This is a genomic window from Streptomyces caeni (assembly GCF_042678285.1).
In the GTDB taxonomy this organism is placed as follows: Bacteria; Actinomycetota; Actinomycetes; order Streptomycetales; family Streptomycetaceae; genus Streptomyces; species Streptomyces caeni.
Genome location: NZ_JBHUDX010000021.1, coordinates 36,062 through 53,525, shown reverse-complemented (window position 1 = coordinate 53,525; position 17,464 = coordinate 36,062). Strand labels below are relative to the sequence as shown.

The 17,464-nt window shown below is 70.7% G+C and carries 15 protein-coding genes and 1 riboswitch; of the genes, 1 reads left to right on the top strand and 14 read right to left on the bottom strand.

All coding sequences use genetic code 11. The features are described from left to right. Positions 1 to 3 precede the first annotated feature (3 nt). A riboswitch (cyclic di-AMP (ydaO/yuaA leader) is annotated at positions 4 to 160 on the bottom strand. 303 nt (positions 161 to 463) lie between these two features. Continuing rightward, a complete protein-coding gene (locus ACFSL4_RS08625) occupies positions 464 to 2,536 on the bottom strand; it encodes an alpha-galactosidase (protein ID WP_381080238.1) in 2,073 nt (690 codons plus the stop codon). 189 nt (positions 2,537 to 2,725) lie between these two features. On the opposite strand from ACFSL4_RS08625, the gene ACFSL4_RS08620 reads away from it, so the two are divergent. Then, positions 2,726 to 3,523, top strand: coding sequence for a tyrosine-protein phosphatase (locus tag ACFSL4_RS08620; RefSeq protein WP_381080236.1), 798 nt, complete (start codon positions 2,726 to 2,728; stop codon positions 3,521 to 3,523). A 34-nt stretch (positions 3,524 to 3,557) separates the two neighbouring features. Here the strand turns inward: ACFSL4_RS08620 and ACFSL4_RS08615 are convergent, their stop codons facing one another. From ACFSL4_RS08615 to hpnC, 13 genes are all read right to left on the bottom strand, one after another. Continuing rightward, positions 3,558 to 3,707 (bottom strand): DUF6126 family protein, encoded by a 150-nt coding sequence (locus ACFSL4_RS08615; RefSeq protein WP_381080234.1) that lies wholly within the window; start codon positions 3,705 to 3,707, stop codon positions 3,558 to 3,560. Next, positions 3,704 to 4,324, bottom strand: coding sequence for a helix-turn-helix domain-containing protein (locus tag ACFSL4_RS08610; RefSeq protein ID WP_381080232.1), 621 nt, complete (start codon positions 4,322 to 4,324; stop codon positions 3,704 to 3,706). Before ACFSL4_RS08610 ends, ACFSL4_RS08615 begins: the two co-directional genes overlap by 4 nt. A gap of 76 nt (positions 4,325 to 4,400) precedes the next feature. Continuing rightward, the gene (locus tag ACFSL4_RS08605) at positions 4,401 to 5,798 is read right to left on the bottom strand and encodes an aspartate aminotransferase family protein (RefSeq protein WP_381080230.1); all 1,398 of its coding nucleotides are present in this window, start codon (positions 5,796 to 5,798) and stop codon (positions 4,401 to 4,403) included. Then, on the bottom strand, positions 5,795 to 7,843 hold the full coding sequence (dxs, locus tag ACFSL4_RS08600) for a 1-deoxy-D-xylulose-5-phosphate synthase (protein ID WP_381080229.1): 2,049 nt from the start codon (positions 7,841 to 7,843) through the stop codon (positions 5,795 to 5,797). The genes ACFSL4_RS08605 and dxs overlap by 4 nt, the downstream gene beginning before the upstream one ends. 27 nt (positions 7,844 to 7,870) lie before the next feature. Then, complete coding sequence (ispG, locus tag ACFSL4_RS08595; RefSeq protein WP_381080228.1) at positions 7,871 to 9,028, bottom strand: flavodoxin-dependent (E)-4-hydroxy-3-methylbut-2-enyl-diphosphate synthase; 1,158 nt, start codon at positions 9,026 to 9,028, stop codon at positions 7,871 to 7,873. Between the two features lie 4 nt (positions 9,029 to 9,032). Further along, on the bottom strand, positions 9,033 to 10,055 hold the full coding sequence (hpnH, locus tag ACFSL4_RS08590; RefSeq protein ID WP_381080226.1) for an adenosyl-hopene transferase HpnH: 1,023 nt from the start codon (positions 10,053 to 10,055) through the stop codon (positions 9,033 to 9,035). A gap of 5 nt (positions 10,056 to 10,060) precedes the next feature. After that, complete coding sequence (locus tag ACFSL4_RS08585) at positions 10,061 to 10,702, bottom strand: phosphorylase family protein (RefSeq protein WP_381080224.1); 642 nt, start codon at positions 10,700 to 10,702, stop codon at positions 10,061 to 10,063. Beyond that, positions 10,702 to 12,702, bottom strand: coding sequence for a squalene--hopene cyclase (gene shc / locus ACFSL4_RS08580; RefSeq protein ID WP_381080222.1), 2,001 nt, complete (start codon positions 12,700 to 12,702; stop codon positions 10,702 to 10,704). The genes ACFSL4_RS08585 and shc overlap by 1 nt, the downstream gene beginning before the upstream one ends. Before the next feature lie 156 nt (positions 12,703 to 12,858). Continuing rightward, positions 12,859 to 13,989 (bottom strand): polyprenyl synthetase family protein, encoded by a 1,131-nt coding sequence (locus tag ACFSL4_RS08575; RefSeq protein ID WP_381080220.1) that lies wholly within the window; start codon positions 13,987 to 13,989, stop codon positions 12,859 to 12,861. Continuing rightward, the gene (hpnE, locus tag ACFSL4_RS08570; protein WP_381080218.1) at positions 13,986 to 15,431 is read right to left on the bottom strand and encodes a hydroxysqualene dehydroxylase HpnE; all 1,446 of its coding nucleotides are present in this window, start codon (positions 15,429 to 15,431) and stop codon (positions 13,986 to 13,988) included. Before hpnE ends, ACFSL4_RS08575 begins: the two co-directional genes overlap by 4 nt. Next, positions 15,428 to 15,571: a DUF6380 family protein gene (locus ACFSL4_RS08565; protein ID WP_381080216.1), complete on the bottom strand. Its 144-nt coding sequence runs from the start codon at positions 15,569 to 15,571 to the stop codon at positions 15,428 to 15,430. Before ACFSL4_RS08565 ends, hpnE begins: the two co-directional genes overlap by 4 nt. Beyond that, positions 15,568 to 16,518: a presqualene diphosphate synthase HpnD gene (hpnD, locus tag ACFSL4_RS08560; RefSeq protein WP_381080214.1), complete on the bottom strand. Its 951-nt coding sequence runs from the start codon at positions 16,516 to 16,518 to the stop codon at positions 15,568 to 15,570. The genes ACFSL4_RS08565 and hpnD overlap by 4 nt, the downstream gene beginning before the upstream one ends. Beyond that, positions 16,515 to 17,447 carry a squalene synthase HpnC gene (gene hpnC / locus ACFSL4_RS08555; protein WP_381080212.1) on the bottom strand — a complete coding sequence of 311 codons (933 nt, stop codon included), beginning with the start codon at positions 17,445 to 17,447 and terminating at the stop codon, positions 16,515 to 16,517. Before hpnC ends, hpnD begins: the two co-directional genes overlap by 4 nt. Positions 17,448 to 17,464: the final 17 nt, after the last annotated feature.

Below are 17,464 nucleotides of genomic sequence, written 5' to 3'. Positions count from 1 at the left end.
TCGAATTCCTCTCCGGCGCCTGCGAGGTGAGCTGTCGGGTGCGGACTGGAGATGTCCGGCCGCGGCGGTGCGCGGCTTTACCCCTAGCCGTTCCGGAGACCGGAACAGGCGTCTTGCCTGTGGGTCCCCCGCTCCTGCCGGGCAAGGGTGAGAGTGCGGGCACCGGGCGGCGGCAGGATTCGGCGTTCCACCCGGATCGAGGGGAACGTAAGCGACCCGGACGCATGGGGACAACATTCGGTTTCCCCCATGCGCCCATTTCTCTTGATCCTTGCGGAAATTACCGGTGACCCTGTGTCGACACGAGATGCGGAGGAATCCTCAATCACCCCGGAAAGAAGCCACAATTACGTGAACATGGCGACAACGGACCGTCACAAATATGACGCTGCTCACGTACCGCGATTTTACTGGCCCTATTCCAGGCAGAGTTGGAAGGAAGGCATCAATTCGGACAACACTCTCAGATGCGACGCAGCCGGATAACCGTCGCATCGAAGTCGCCCTGCAGAGCGGCCCGCAGTCCGTGATGCAGCAGCACCGCACCTCGATGCACTTCGCCCGTTTCGCGGCATTCATACCTGGCTTCCGGGTCGAGTCCGCGCAACCGCAGCGGAGCGACCGGCTCACCGTAGTGCTGCGCCTGGAGCCAGGCGAGAACGACCGCCTGCTCATCGAGCACGTACTGGACCGCACTCAGCCCGCCCGCCGGGGGGCGCAGCCGATACAGCTCGCCGCGCTGGACGACGGGGCGGATCTCCTTGTAGAGACCGACCCAGTCCCGAGCCTCGGCCAGCTCCTCCTCACTCCACTCCATGAGGTCGCCGCCGACGCCGAGCACCCCGGCCATGGCACTCACGAACCGGAAGCGCGGCGCGCTGACGCGCCCGTTGAGCTGCGTGTTCGGGCTGTCGGTGACCCAGGCGGCCATGACCCGGGCCGGATGGATCTGGCTGAAGCCGTGCTGGATGGCGAGCCGGTCGAGCGGGTCGGTGTTGTCGGAGGTCCACACCTGGTCCGTACGGCTCATGACCCCGAGGTCCACGCGTCCGCCGCCGCCCGAGCAGGACTCGAAGGCGACCGTGGGGTGCGCCGCACGCAAGCGGTCCACCAGCGCGTACAGGGCGCGCACATGATCGACCCACAGGCGCTGCGGATAGGATTCGCCGGGCCGGCCGGCATCGGTGAAGCAGCGGTTGAAGTCCCACTTCACATAATCGATCGGGGCGCTGGAGAGCAGCCCGTCGAGTTGCTGCCACAGATACTCCCGGACGTCGTCGCGGGCGAGGTCCAGCACGAGCTGATTGCGAAATTCAGTCCGCTTTCGCCCCTTTTGATGCTGCACCCAGTCGGGGTGCGCGCGGTAGAGGTCGCTGTCCGGGTTGACCATCTCGGGCTCCACCCAGATGCCGAACTGCATCCCGAGGGCGTGCACATGGTCGGCGAGGGGCTTGAGGCCCGACGGAAAGCGGTCGGGGTTGGGGCTCCAGTCGCCGAGTCCCGCACGGTCGCTGGTGCGGGCGCCGAACCAGCCGTCGTCGACCACGAACAACTCGACACCGATCGCCGCCGCCCGTCGTGCGAGCGCCGCCTGCTGCTCCTCGGAGACGTCGAACCCGGTGGCCTCCCAGGAGTTGTAGAGCACCGGCCGGTCACGGTCCGCGTCCGGGATGACGTACGCCCGCTGGTAGGCGTGCCAGGCGCGGCTCGCGCCGCCGTGACCGCCGTCGCTCCACAGTCCCGCGAAGACCGGAGCGACGAACGCCTCCCCCGCGGCCAGCCGCAGCAGTCCGGAGTCGTCGTACCCGACACCACCGGTGATCTGCACGCGCGCGTCGGGGAGTTGGGCCACCGCGATCCGCCAGGTACCGGACCAGGCGAGCGCACAGCCGTAGACCTCGCCGTGCTCCTCGGTCGCGTCGACGTCGAGCGCGACCCAGGGCAGGTGCTGGTGCCCGGTGTGGCCGCGCCGGCTGCCGATGACCTTCTCACCGTAGGTGAGGGGGGAGCGTACGAGCCGGGACTCGGCCGCCCAGCGTCCGTGCAACTGCGACAGCCGCCAGCCGTCACGCTCGGGCAGGGTCCAGGTCGCGGAGTCGGCCCGCAGGAGTTCGACGGGGCCGGGACCCGTGTTGGCGAGGGTCACCCAGCGCTCGACCACATCCCCGCGCATCCGGTAGTGGAGGGTGATCGCGAGCCCGTCGTCGGTGAACCGCAGTCGCAGTTCCTCGCCGTCGGCCTCGTACGCCTCGAAGACCCACTCGGTGCCCCGGCGCTCCTCGGTGCGGACGGACAGGGCGGGACGGGTGAAGCGGGGACCACCCTCGACCGGGTACTCCTCGCGGCCGTCGAGCGGGGACTCGAAGGGCCGGTACGGCGGTGCGGGCAGCGCGGCCAGGGCCTCGGCGTCAGCGAGGGCGATCCGCGGGCCCCAGTGCAGGTGCAGCAGTTCGCCGCCTCCCGTGAGCCGGAGGCCGTAACTGCTCGTGGGCCCCGACAGCAGCCAGGTACGGCCGTCCGCGCCGATCTCCAACATTCAAACCCCCACATATCCGAACAGGTGCGATCAGGTCTCAACATCATCGGGGGTGGAGTGGCCCGTCGGCAATGCTTCGGCCCAGGTTCGCCGCGGTGTCGGTCATCGATGATTGCCCGATGAACCGATGTCGTATCGTCAAAGGGCCCGTCGACGAGCAGCGCCGACGGACGGATGGGAGGAGCCCCCGTGACGCAGCAGGTGCCGTCGACCGAGCCGGAACTGGCCGGAGTGCGCAACTTCCGTGACGTGGGCGGTCTGCCGACCTTGGACGGACGGCGGGTTCGGCAGGGGGTGCTCTTCCGCAGCGGCCACCTCGCGCACGCGACGGAGAAGGACGCCGCGTTCCTCGCCTCCCTCGGCCTGCACACGGTCTTCGACTTCCGCAACGCGGCGGACAAGAAGCTGGAGGGACCGGACATCGACCTGCCGGGCGTGCGGAACGTCAACCTCCCGCTGTCCGATCCGGCGGACGGCGCCGAGTTCTGGAAGATGGTCCGCGACGGCGACCTCGATCAGTTGCGCGGACTCCTCGCGGACGGCCAGGCCGCCAACCGCATGATCGTCTCGTACCGCAGGATCATCAAGGAGCGCACGGCCGAGCACTCCCACGTGCTGCACGCTCTGGCGCAGGACAGCGTGCCCGCCCTGATGCACTGCGCGGCGGGCAAGGACCGCGCGGGTCTGTCGATCGCGGTGACCCTCCTCGCGGTGGGGGTCGAACGCGAGGCGATCGTCGCGGACTACCTGGAGTCGAACGCCAAGCACCGCCGCTACAAGGTGCACCGCAACGGCTCGTCGGCCGACGCCTACTCGCCCGAGGTGATGGAGCTGATCAGCCCGCTGTTCGACGCCCGGGCAGAGTATCTGGCGGCGGCGTTCGAGACCGTCGAGGAGACCTGGGGCAGCGTGGAGGTCTATCTGGAGCAGGGGCTCAGGGTCACACCCCGGCTGCGGGAGCGGCTGCGCGAGCGGCTGCTGGACTGAGCCGCCCGCGCTCCCGCCCGGTGGACGACACCGCCTACTTCGCGCCCACCGCGAACAGGAAGTAGAGGAAGCCGGCGAAAAGGTGACCGGCGGCGATGTAGATGATCAGACGGATCCACAGGGAGCGGGGGAACTTGTCCTCCATCGCAGCCGGCTGGGGGCGGGTATCCGGGTGCTCGGTCATGGCATCTCTCCAGGGGGCAGGCCGAGGCAAAGCGCGGTTCTGGGGCTTTGCAGCAGGGTGTGGACGTAGAGCAGATCGGCCCCGTCTTGGTCGGTGGCCGCCAGACGGTGCGGGGTCAGCGAGTCGTAGTGCGCACTGTCGCCCGGCCCGAGCAGGTGCGTGCTGTCGCCGAGGCGCAGCCGCAGCCGCCCCGTGAGGACGTACAGCCACTCCTCGCCGGGGTGGACGCGCACGATGTCGGCCTGGGGGCCGAAGGGGACATGGACACGCAGGGCCTGCATCCCGCGGCCCGGTGCGCCCGCCTGCCAGTACGTCCAGCCGCCCGCCCGGGTGGGCTCCGTCTCGGCGCCGCGCACGACCGCGGCCCGGTCGGCGACGGTCTCGCCCAGCAGTTCGGAGACCGTCGTACCGTACACACGCGCCAGCGCGAGTAGCATCGGCAGCGAGGGCTGGCGCTGCCCGGTCTCCAGGCGGGAGAGGTGCGCGGGTGAGAGCCCCGCGGCACGGGCCGCGGCCTCCAGGGTGAGCGAGGCGCGCCGGCGCAGCGCACGCAGCTGCGGTGCGACGGCGGGCAGGCTCTCGACCGGCCCGGGTCCGCCCTCTTCGGAATGGCTCATGCCTTCCATTCAGCCCGAGCCTTGCCTCACGGGCAAATTTTTTGCCAATGGGGCAAGATCGCATTCGCCGACGCCGCTACCGGTTGGCCACCGCCTGTTTGATCAGCGTCTTCCCGAAGTCCCACATCAGCCCGCCGCCGTGCGCATCGTCCATGACCGCCGTGAACGCCTCCACGAACCGGTCGACGTCCCTCTCGCCGATGACCAGCGGCGGGATCAGTTTGATCACCTCCAGATGGTCGCCGGAGACCTGGGTGAGGATCCGGTGCCGTTGCAGCAGGGGTACCACGACCATCTGGGCGAACAGGCCCTTACGGGCGGCCTGCAGCATGGTCCAACGGCTGCGCAGCCGCAGTGAGCTGGGCCGCCCGAACTCGATGCCGATCATCAGGCCGCGGCCGCGGACGTCGCTGAGCAGCTCGTACTTGTCGACGAGCGCCGCCAGCCGGGACTTCAACTGCTCCCCGACGGCGCGGACGTTCGCCACGATCTGGTCGTTCTCCATGACCGAGAGGACCGCGAGCCCCGCCGCCATGGCCTGCGCGTTGGAGCCGAAGCTCGCCGAGTGCACCAGCACCCGGTCCATCGACGAGTAGACCTTCTTGAAGATCCACTCCTTGCCGAGGGTGGCGCCGACCGGCACATAGCCGCCGGAGAGCGCCTTCGCCACGCACACCAGGTCCGGCTCCACGCCGCTCTCGTGCTGATAGGCGTAGAAGTCACCCGTCCGGCCGAGGCCGGTCTGCACCTCGTCCGCGATCAGCAGCGCCTTGTGCCTGTGCAGCAGCTCCTGGGCGGCCGTCAGATAGCCGGGCGGCGTCTCATGGACGCCCTTGCCCTGGATCGGCTCGACGATGAGCGCCGCCACGTCTCCCTTCGCCAGCTCCCGCGACAGGGCGTCGAGGTCGCCGAGCGGAACCGCCGTGTCGGGCAGCAGTGGGGCGAAGCCGTCACGGAAGCCGGACTCGCCGTTCACGGACAGGGAACCGGTGGTCAGCCCGTGGAAGGCGTGGGCGCAGTAGAGGATCCGCGGCCTGCCGGTGGCGTAGCGCGCGAACTTCAGCGCGGTCTCCACCGCCTCCGTCCCGCTGTTGCCGAAGAACACCCGGTCCAGGTGCGGGCTGTGGCCGAGCAGCCGCTCCGCCAGCAGCCCGGGCAGCGGCTGGCAGTCGAAGCGGGTGAGGTCGGCGAGCTGCGCGTCCAGCACGTCGTGCAGCGCCCGGCGGACGACGGGGTGGTGACGGCCCAGGCCCATCACCCCGAACCCGGCCAGCATATCCAGGTAGTCGTTGCCGTCCGCGTCCCAGAAGTGGGCGCCCTCGGCCCGCTCGTACACCTTGTCGAAGCCGATGGTGTGCAGCATGCGCGGGAGCTGGTGGTTGAGGTACTTCGCATGCAGCTCGTAGCGCTCGGCCCCACGCTCGGCCAGGAGCGCGCCGAGGTCGAACTCCCGGTTCCCGGACTGGGTGGTCATTCCTGTTTCTCCTTGGACGGCTCATCCTGGGCCGCCGGTGCCCCGGCAGGCAGCGTTCGCCCGTCAAGGAGCGGCGTCGACGTATTCGGGTCTTCGGCCGGTGCGGCGAGTTGGGGTGCCCCCTGTCCGAAGAGCCCCGGGGAGTGTGCCGGGCGTCGTGACGGGGCGGACGCTGCCCGTCGGGGCACCAGGCAGGCGCTGATCCGACCGGCGATCTCGACGGGCGTGAGACCGATGTCGGCGAGCACCTCGCTGCGTTTGGCGTGCGCGAGGAACTGCTCCGGGACACCGAACCGCCGCACCGGTACGTCGACGTCGGCGTCCCCGAGCGCCAGCGCGACGGCGGAGCCGACGCCGGCGGACCGGCTGTTGTCCTCGACCACGGCGACGATCCGGTACTCGGCGGCCAGGCCCGGCAGCGACGGGTCGACGGGCTTGACCCACCGCGGGTCCACGACCGTGCAGCCGATGCCCCGGGCCTCCAGCAGCTCCGCGGCCTGGAGGCAGACGGGTGCCATGACACCGACGGCGACCAGAAGCACCTGCGACCGGTCGGCGCGGTGCAGGACGTCCAGGCCGCCCACCCGGTCCACTGCCGGGATCGCGGGCCCCACCGACTCCTTCGGGAAGCGGATCAGGGTCGGTGCGTCGTCGACCGCGACCGCCTCCCGCAGCTGCGCCCGCAACTGGCCGGCATCGCGCGGCGCCGCGATCCTGAGGCCGGGTACGACCTGCAGGACCGACATGTCCCACATGCCGTTGTGCGACGGTCCGTCCACGCCCGTGACCCCGGCCCGGTCCAGGACGAACGTGACCCCGCAGCGGTGCAGGGCGACGTCCATCAGGAGCTGGTCGAAGGCACGGTTGAGGAAGGTCGCGTAGACGGCGACGACGGGGTGCAGTCCGCCGGTCGCGAGTCCGGCGGCGGACACCGCCGCGTGCTGCTCCGCTATCCCGACATCCCACACCCGCTCGGGGAACCGCTCGGCGAACTTGGTCAGACCCACCGGGTGCAGCATGGCAGCCGTGATCGCCACGACGTCCTCGCGCTCCTCGCCGATCCGCAGGATCTCGTCGCCGAACACCGAGGTCCACGACGGGCCGTTGGACGGGGCGAGGGGCTCACAGGTCAGCGGGTCCATCACGCCGACAGTGTGGAAGTGGTCCTCCTCGTGGGCGAGCGCGGGCTCATAGCCGCGGCCCTTCTCGGTGAGGCAGTGGATCAGCACCGGGCCGTGGAACCGCTTGGCGCGACGCAGCGCCGACTCGACGGCCCGGATGTCGTGTCCGTCGATCGGGCCCACGTACTTCAGGCCCAGGTCCTCGAACAGTCCCTGCGGCGCGAACGCGTCCTTGAAGCCCTTCTTCGCGCCGTGCAGGGCCTCGTAGAGGGTGTTGCCGACGACGGGCGTGCGATGCAGCACGTCCTTGCCCCAGGCGAGCATCTTCTCGTAGCCGTCTGTGGTGCGCAGGGCGGCGAGGTGGTTGGCGAGGCCGCCGATGGTCGGCGCGTACGAGCGCTCGTTGTCGTTGACGACGATGATCAGCGGGCGGTCCTTGCCGGCGGCGATGTTGTTGAGAGCCTCCCAGGCCATGCCGCCGGTCAGCGCGCCGTCGCCGATGACCGCGACGACATGGCCCTTCTCCCCCTGCACCTGGCGGGCCTTGGCGAGTCCGTCGGCCCAGCCGAGCGCGGTGGACGCGTGGCTGTTCTCGATGATGTCGTGCTCGGACTCCTCGCGCGAGGGATAGCCGGACAGCCCTCCCTTCCCACGCAGCTTGGAGAAGTCCTGGCGCCCCGTCAGCAGCTTGTGCACATAGCTCTGGTGGCCGGTGTCCCACAGGATGCGGTCGACCGGCGACTCGAAGGCCCGGTGGAGCGCGATGGACAGTTCCACCACGCCCAGGTTGGGCCCCAGATGACCACCGGTCCTGGCAACCGCATGGACCAGGAACTCCCTGATCTCGCCGGCCAGTTGATTCAGCTGCCGCTCGGACAGCGCTTTCAGGTCTCGTGGTTGCCGGATGTTCTCCAGGATCGTCACGCTCGGCCCCCTCTCGGTCCGTGCTGTTCAGCTCACGGTGACGGCCGGCTCTCCGGCGCCGGCGCCGTCCTGCTCCATCTGCTCGGCGATCTTCATGGCCTCCTCGATCAGGGTCTCCACGATCTTCGACTCCGGCACGGTCTTGATGACCTCGCCCTTGACGAAGATCTGGCCCTTGCCGTTGCCGGAGGCCACCCCCAGGTCTGCCTCCCTCGCCTCGCCGGGACCGTTGACCACGCAGCCCATGACGGCGACCCGCAGCGGCACCTCCATGCCCTGGAGGCCGGCCGTCACCTCGTCGGCCAGCCGGTAGACGTCGACCTGGGCACGCCCGCACGACGGGCAGGAGACGATCTCCAGACGCCGCTGCCGAAGCCCCAGGGACTCAAGGATCTGGATGCCGACCTTCACCTCCTCGGCGGGCGGCGCCGACAGCGACACGCGGATGGTGTCGCCGATGCCCTCGGAGAGCAGCGCGCCGAAGGCGACGGCCGACTTGACCGTGCCCTGGAAGGCGGGACCGGCCTCCGTCACGCCCAGGTGCAGCGGGTAGTCGCACCGCTCGGCCAGCAGGCGGTAGGCGTTGACCATCACGACGGGGTCGTTGTGCTTGACCGAGATCTTGATGTCCCTGAAGCCGTGCTCCTCGAACAGGGACGCCTCCCACAGGGCGGACTCGACCAGCGCCTCCGGGGTGGCCCTGCCGTACTTCTGCAGCAGCCGCCTGTCGAGCGAGCCCGCGTTGACCCCGATCCGGATCGGGGTGCCGTGGTCCTTGGCCGCCTTGGCGATCTCCTTGACCTTGTCGTCGAACTGCTTGATGTTGCCCGGGTTGACGCGGACGGCCGCGCACCCGGCCTCGATCGCCGCGAACACGTACTTCGGCTGGAAGTGGATGTCGGCGATCACCGGGATCTGCGACTTGCGCGCGATGGCGGGGAGGGCGTCCGCGTCGTCCTGCGTGGGGCAGGCGACACGGACGATCTGGCAGCCGGACGCGGTGAGCTCGGCGATCTGCTGCAGCGTGGCGCCGACGTCCGACGTACGGGTCGTCGTCATCGACTGCACCGACACGGGGGCCCCGCCCCCGACCGCCACCGGTCCGACATGGATCCGCCGCGAGGCGCGACGCGTCGCGATCGGCCGGACCGGTACCTCGGGGACGCCCAGGGAGACGGCGGTCATGGCCTCACCCGTTGTTCCCGGAGACGGTCTCCCGCATGGCCCGCAGGGACTCCTTCAGAGAGCCCATGGTGGCGAGCACGGCGGTGGGCTCGTAGCCGCAGTGCGCCATGCAGTTGGCGCAGCGCGGGTCCTTGCCGCGGCCGTACTTGTCCCAGTCGGTCTTCTCGATCAGCTCCCGGTACGTCGGCACGTATCCGTCGCTCATCAGATAGCAGGGGCGCTGCCAGCCGAAGAGCGAGTAGTTGGGGATCGCCCAGGCCGTGCAGGGGAAGTCGACCTTGCCTTCGAGGAAGTCGAGGAACAGCGGCGAGTGGTTGAGCCGCCAGCGGCGCCGGTTGCCGCCGGAGAACGCCTTCTTGAACAGTTCGCGGGTCTGTTCCACGCCCAGGAAGTGCTCCTGGTCGGGCGCCTTCTCGTAGGCGTACGCGGGCGAGATCATCATCTCGTCGACCTTCAGCTCGTCATTGAGGAAGGTGAGCACCTCGATGACGGTCTGCGGGGTGTCGGTGTTGAAGAAGGTCGAGTTGGTGGTGACCCGGAAGCCGCGGCGCTTGGCCTCCTTGATGGCCTCCACGGCCTCGTCGAACACGCCCTCCTTCGCCACCGACTCGTCGTGCCGCTCCCGCAGGCCGTCGATGTGCACGGCGAACGCGAAGTACGGCGACGGCTCGAACAGGTCCATCTTCTTGCGCAGCAACAGGGCGTTGGTGCACAGGAACACATACTTCCTGCGGGCGACCAACTGTCGCACGATCTCGTCGATCTGCGGATGCATCAGCGGTTCGCCGCCGGCGATCGACACCATCGGCGCACCGGACTCCAGGACCGCCCCCACCGCCTGGGCCACGGGCATGCGCTGCTTCAGGACCCCGGCCGGATGCTGGATCTTGCCACAGCCCTCACACTTCAGGTTGCAGGCGAAGAGGGGTTCCAACTCGACGATGAGCGGAAACTTGTCCCGCCTGCGCAGCTTCTGTTCGAAGAGATAGGTCGCCACCTTGATGGACTGGCGCAGCGGCATGGCCATCTGGCTCACCTCCTGGGGAGCGGCAGGGATCGGTGCCATTCGAAGAAAGCAGGAAGGACGGCACGGAGAACACGGAAAGCTGATATTCCACCGCGCAAGGTGCCGATCCGGACGAGTTCATGTTCTGGAGCGTCCACGACCACCCGGACGGCCGCAACCGGGCGCTCAGCCGTGCGCACGGCGGTGTGCAGCGTAGCGGCCGACTCCATGTCGGCCGCGACGGCACCGGTCGCCAGCAGGTGCGCCCGCCTGTGACCACGGACGATGTGGTCCGAGCCGGTGAGCGGTCCGGTGTGCACGGTGCGCCCCGGGACGGTGCGCGCCAGTTCCTTGACGAGCAGGTCGGTGCCCACACAGGGGGTGGTGCCGCGCGGGTCCCGGGCCTCCTCGGCGACGACCAGGTCACCGGGGTGCATTCCGGGGGCGAGTCCCGCGCAGAAACCCGTGGCGAGGACGGCTGCCCGGGCGTGGCCCGGGTCGGCGAGCGCCCGGGTGACCGAACGCTCGGCGGCCCTGGGTCCCATGCCCGTACGGAGCAGGGTGACGGGCCCGTCGGCGCCGCTCCGGTCGCCGCTGCGCAGGGCGAAGTGCTCGATGCCGAGCGCGCAGGCGATCAGCAGCGGGACCGGATCGGGCTGCTGGCTCATCAGCTCCCCTTGGCCTCGGCGAACGGCTCGCCGTGGACGTAACGGCCGAGCGCGGTGAGCGGGAAGACCTGCCGGTATAGGTGGTAGTTGATGGAGAAGTCCCAGGGGAAGCCGGTGCCGGTGAAGTACGGTTCATCCCAGGAGCCGTCCTCGTTCTGGGTCTGGGCGAGGAACTCGATGCCGCGCTCCACGGCTTTGGAATCGCTCTCCCCCGCGGCAAGCAGCGCGAGCAGCGCCCACCCCGTCTGCGAGGCGGTCGAGGTGCCCCGGCCGCTCCACTCCGTGGCGTCCCGGTAGGAGCGCAGGTCCTCACCCCAGCCGCCGTCGTCGTTCTGCGCGTTCTCCAGCCAGGCGACCGCGCGGCGGATCGCCGGATGCGCCCCCGGGATGCCGGCGGCGATCAGGGCGGGCACCACCGAGCCGGTGCCGTAGACGTAGTTGACGCCCCAGCGCCCGAACCAGGAGCCGTCGGGCTCCTGCTCCGCCAGCAGCCACTCGATGCCGCGGCGGGTGCGCGGGTCGTGGGAGAGACCCTCGACCGCCAGCATCTCGACGACGTGCGCGGTGACGTCGGCGGACGGCGGGTCGATGACCTCGCCGAAGTCGCAGAAGGGCAGCCGGTTGGGGAAGGCGCTGGTGTTGTCGACGTCGAAGGCGCCCCAGGCCCCGTTCTTCGACTGCATGCCGAGGTTCCACCGCACACCGCGCCCGATGGCCCTCTCGACCCGCTCGGAGTCGGGGTGCCGGACGCGGCGCAGCGCGAGGATGACCTCGGCGGTGTCATCGATGTCGGGGTAGTTGTCGTTGTGGAACTCGAACGCCCAGCCGCCCGGTGGCAGCCCCGGCCTGCGCACCGCCCAGTCGCCGGACCGGTCGATCTGCTCGTCGAGCATCCACTCCGCGGCCTTCACCAGCTGCGGGTGGTCCGCGGGCACGCCCGCGTCGGCCAGCGCGATGGTGGCCAGACAGGTGTCCCACACCGGGGACTGACAGGCCTCGATCATGCGGGCGCCGTCCTCGCGCCACACGGCGAAGCGGTCGAGCGACGCCATGCCCTCGCGCATGACCGGGTGCTGGAGGTCGTAGCCGAGCAGGTGCAGGGCGATGATCGAGTACACCGCGGGAGGCTGGATCCCGCCCCAGCAGCCGTCGTTCTCCTGCCGTTCGATGATCCAGCGGGCCGCGGTGTTCACGGCTGCCTTGCGCAGCCGGCGCGGCGCGACCTTGCGGAACCGGTGCAGCCCCTTGTCGAGACGCTGGAAGACGCCGCTCCAACTCGTCAGCGGTGCCGGCGGCCTGACCGGTCTGGGGTTGCTCGCGTCGGTGTGCAGCTCGTCGAGCGGGAAGGGCGCCGGCCGCACCGGGCGCTCGGCGGACACGATGGTGAGGGGCACGATGGTCTGCCGCGCCCAGCATCCGAAGTCGTAGATGTTCAGCGGCATCCACTTCGGGAAGTAGATGAGTTCCGGCGGCAGTTCGGGCAGGTCCTCCCACTTCCACCAGCCGAACAGGGCGAGCCAGATGCGGGTGAAGACCCGGGAGGCGGCGATGCCGCCCTGCTCGCGGATCCACGCGGACGCCTTCGCCATGTGGGGCTCGTCCGGCGCGTCTCCGGCCAGGCGCAGGGCGACGTACGCCTCGATGGTGGTGGACAGTTCGCCGGGCCCGCCGTAGAAGGTGGCCCAGGTGCCGTCCTCGCGCTGCTCACCGCGGATGAACAGGGCTGCCGCGTGGGTGGTCTTCTCGTCGCGGATCCCCAGGAACTGACGAAGGAGCAGGTCCTCGGCGTCCATCGTGACATTCGTGTCCAGGTCGCCCTTCCACCAGCCCTGGGCGTCCTGGCGGGCGAGCAGGAAGTCCGTCGCACGCCGTATGGCGCGCACGGCGGCGTCTCGGGTTCCGAGGGTCCCGGCCACTTCCGGGAGTGGTTCGTTGGTTTCGCTGGCCGAGGCGGCGCGGGGCGGCAGGGCCCCGGTGCTTCCGTCGGTCGTCGCTGTCATGGCTTCCCCTTCGTGCAGTCGTGCAAGCGGTGCGTCTGCTGTGGGTCCGCCGTCGGCCGGTGCGCGTCCGCGAGGGGGTTCCCGGCCCGAGCGGAACCGGAAGCCGGGGGGAGGCGCCGGCCGGCGACTACGCGAGGTGTCTTCGACCGATAATGATCATCTCTTCCGTACGACGACGAAGTCGGCGAGCGCCGTGAACCGGGCGCGCACCTCCGGGGGCATCCGGACGGCGTCCAGGGCCTCGATGGCGATCGTGTGCTGGCGGCGCGCCTCCTGGATCGTCCAGTCGCGTCCGCCCGCCTCCTCGATCAGCGCGGCGCGCGCGGCGAACTCCTCCTCGGAGAAGTTCTCGAAGTCACTGCTCTTGGCGTCCTCGGCGAGGATCCCGCCGAGCCGCTCGGAGGCGGGCCCGCCCGCCGCCAGCGCCGCCACCACGGGCAGGGACTTCTTGCGCTGGCGCAGATCGCTCCAGGTCTGCTTGCCGGTGGCCTCCGGGTCGCCCCAGATGCCGAGGAGGTCGTCGACGGCCTGGAAGGCGAGGCCGAGGTGGTAACCGTACGTCTCCAGGTTGTCGGCCGTGCGGTCGTCGGCGCCGCCGAGCACCGCGCCGATGGAGGAGGCGCAGGCCAGCAGGGCACCGGTCTTGTTGCCCTCCATCTCCTGGCACTCCGCGACGCTGACGCGGTCGCGGTGCTCGTAGGAGATGTCCTGCGCCTGACCGTCGATCAGGGCGCGCGTGGCGGCGGTCAGCCGGCGGGCGGCGCGGCCGGCCTCCACGGTGCCGAGTTCCAGCAGGATCTCACTCGCCAGGGCGAACAGGGCGTCGCCGACCAGGATCGCCTGGGCCGGGCCGTGCACCTTCCACACGGTGTCGCGGTGGCGGCGCTGTTCGTCGCCGTCCATCAGGTCGTCGTGCAGCAGCGAGAAGTTGTGCACCAGTTCGACCGCGACCGCGCCGGGCACGCCCACCTCGGGGGCCTCGCCCGCGGCCTGGGCAGAGAGCAGGGCCAGCGCGGGGCGCACGGCCTTGCCGCCGTCGCCGTCGGCGGGGTTGCCCTGGGCGTCGATCCAGCCGAAGTGGTAGGCGGCGACGGTGTCCATGGGCGGTGCCAGACGGTCGACGGCCGCCCGCAGCACCGGGGTGGCCAGGGTCCGGCCACGCTCCAGGAGCGCGGACACCTCCACCGCGTCGGCAGCCGTCTCGGCCGGGGGCACAGTGGGCACAGTCTCTCCTCTTGTTGCGGTACCGGGGGTGCGGGGGCCTGTCCCGTGCAGGTCGACGCTCATGCCGCCTCCTCGAAGAGGTCGAGGAGGTGGGCACCGGACCGGCCCAGGGCGTTCAGCGCGGCGCCCGCCGCACCGATGCCACTGCGGACCGCGCTCTCCATGGTCGCGGGCCACCCTGTGGCGGTCCACGCTCCGGCCAGACAGAGGCCGGGGGCGTTGGTGCGGGCGCCGGGCCGCAGCCGCCCGACGCCGGGGGTGGGGGCGAACGTCGCGGTACGCTCCCGGGTCACGAAGAAGTCCTTCACCTCGGCGCCGCGCGTGGCGGGCAGCAGCCGCCGGAGTTCCGGGAGATAGCGCTCGCGGAGCGCGGCGACGGGCTCGTCGATCTCGTCCTGCGCGGCCGACTGCGACAGCGCGAGGTACTGGCCCTCGCGCAGCCCGGATGCCTCGGTACGGTCGAAGACCCACTGCACCGGGGAGCCGAGGGCGGCGAAGAACGGCCGGGTGAGCACCGTGCGGTCGTAGACGACGTGGATGTTGAGGATCGGCGCCGTGCCGATCCCGAGCAGGCGGTCGGGGGCGTCCAGGGCTCCGGCGGGCAGCATCGCGTGGGCCTCCCGCTGCGGCACGGCGAGGACCACGGCGTCGGTCTCGATGCGGTCGCCGGGAACCTGAACGCTCCAGCGCCCGTTCTCGTAGGGGGAGATGGAGGTGACGCGTGTACGGACCTCGGTGCGCACGCCCGCGGAGTCGAGCGCCTTGCGGGCCAGCCTGTCGTGCAGTTCACCCAGGGGGACGCGTGCCCAGCCGATGTCGGCCGCGCCCGGGGCGGACAGCAGACCCGTCTTGAACACCATCGCGGCGAGCCCGAGCGAGGCGTCGCCGGCCACCGCGTTGAGGGTGGCGACCCCGACGAGGTCCCACAGTGCCTCGACGGCACGCGCCGACTGGCCGTGCGCGGCCAGCCAGCTGCCGAAGTCCTGCGCGTCGAGCGCAGGATCCCCGAGGTCGAGTGCTCGGAGCGCCAGTGCGGCACGCCCCACCGCGGCCCGCTCGGCGAACGAGAGATGGGGGTAGGTGGCCAGGCTGCGGCCGAGATGCAGCGGCACGGGCAGCGCGTCGCGCCGTAGTCTGCCGAGCCGCCGTCCGGGGGTGCCGTTCGCGTCGAGAACGGGCACGTCGAGACGATCCTGCAGGGGCGCGAGCGCGGTCCCGTCGATGCGGTCGAGGAACCAGCGGTACGCGGTGCAGCAGCGCAGATAGACATGCTGGCCGTTGTCGACGGTCAGGTCGCCGCGCTGGAAGGAGAAGGCGAGACCGCCCAGCCGCGGCCGGCCCTCCAGCAGGGTGACCCGCACCCCGGCGTCGGCAAGCGCGAGCGCGGCCGTGATTCCCGCGATGCCCGCGCCGACCACCACGGCGGAGGTCCCGGAGACGGACGGCGTCACGGGGCGGCCCGAGGCGTCGGACGCCCGGTCCTCCGGCTGTGTGCCGTCGCTCATGGAGCTTCCTCCCCTGCCGGTCCGCCGTGATGCCTGAACGATGCACGGCAGGCCGTCGCACTCAGGGACGCCGCGCGGCAGCGGAGGGTTGCGTGCCGCTTTTCGGTAGCGGAGTCACCTTGGACCGGATTGTCCGTCATGTGGGCCTCCTGACCGTCCGCCGGGTCACATGCCGGGCGTCGAGGCCCGACAGGCCGCGCGCGGCGACGTACACCTTCTCGCGTCCGGGCAGCGAGACACGGCCGCGCAGCACGGCCTCCGGATCGCGTTCGATGCGGTCGAGGAGCCGGCGGTAGATGCCTGCCATCGCGGCGACACAGGCGCCGCTGCGCCGGTCGAGCAGGGGCAGCAGCCGGTAGCCCTCGGCGAAAAGGGCGCGGGCCCGACGCACTTCGAAGTGCACGAGGCCCGCGAAGTCGGAGCCCTCGGGTGGGGTCGGCCCGCGGAACCCGGCCGAGCAGCCGAACTTGGCGAGGTCGTCGGCGGGCAGATAGGTCCGCCCGCCCTCGGCGTCCTCGCGGACGTCGCGGAGGATGTTGGTGAGTTGCAGCGCGAGCCCGAGCGTGTCGGCGTACTCCGGCGCGCGCTCAATGCCGCGCGCCCCCGGCGTCGTGCCGAACACGCCGAGCGAGAGCCGTCCGATGGCCCCGGCCACACACCGGCAGTAGACCTTCAGGTCGTCCCAGGTCTCGTAGGTCTCGCCACGCACGTCCATGAGGACACCGTCGATGAGTTCGTCGAGGCCCCCGAGCGGGATCGGGAAGTGCCGGGCGGCATGGGTGAGGGCGACCGCGACCGGGTCGGTGTCGTCCTCGGCCACCTCCCCGTCGCGGACCCGGGCGAGCAGCTTCCGGGTCCGCTCGAGCCTCGCCGTCTTGACGTCCGCCAAGAGCGCGCCGTCGCCGATGTCGTCGACGCGCCGGGAGAACGCGTAGAGCGCCGACATCGCGCGGCGCTTCGGCGTCGGCAGGAGCCTGATGCCGTACGCGAAGTTACGGGCCTGCTGCCCGGTCACGGCCTCGCAGTAGCTGTACGCGGCGAGTACCGGTGGGGACACGTGTGGTGGAGACTCCACGGTCCGGATCACCCCTCTCCTCGCAGAGTCACGCCCGCCTCGCGCAGCAACCGGAGCTTGCCGGGCCTGGGCGGGCCGGGAAGTACGTCGTATTCGGCGGCAGCGATCGCGTGGATCGCCGCTCGCCCCCCCGCCACGAACCCCGCGAGCAGCAGCCTCAGTCTGCCGTGGACGCTACCCACAAGGGGGGCGCCTTCATTCAGGAGACCGCGTACGCGTTCCGCTTCGCATGCAACCAGCGCGCGCACCGATGCGCCTGCTGTTTTCGTGGCGAGGTCCGCCTCCTGGACATGAAAGCGCTTCATGTCCTCCGCAGGCAGGTAGATGCGATCGCGGCGCAGGTCCTCCGCGATGTCCTGAAGGTGTTCGACGATCTGCAGCGCCGTGCAGATCGCGTCGGAGCGCCGTACGCGCTCCGGGGTGGCGGTACCGGTGACGGCCAGGACGAGCCGGCCGACCGGATTGGCGGACAGTTCGCAGTACGCGAGGAGGTCGTCGTAGGTCTCGTACCGCGTGACGAGCTGGTCCTGGCGGTTGGCCGCGATCAGGCCGAGGAACGGCTCGGGGGTGAGGCCGGCGCGCCGGACCGTGGGCTGCAGGCGCCGGAGCAGGGGGTGACGGGGCGTCGCGTCGAAGACCCTGCGCAGGTCGGCCTCGAAGGCGTCGAGGAGGATGAGGCGGTCCTCGGCCTCGTCGGGCGACACGCCGAGGAGGCGGGCGTCGGCACCTCCGGGGGCGAGGTCGCCGTCACCGATGTCGTCGACGAGACGCGCGAAGCCGTAGACGGCCATCAGGTCGGCGCGCCAGTCCCTGGGCAGGAAGAACGGCGCCACGGGGAAGTTCTCGTCCGCGGCCTTGTCGAGGGTGACACGCTCCGGGTCACCGGCGCTCACCGTCGCGGCTTCGGTCACCGCTCGCCGCCCGGCGCGGAGACGGCACATGCCTCGCGGAGCTGGAG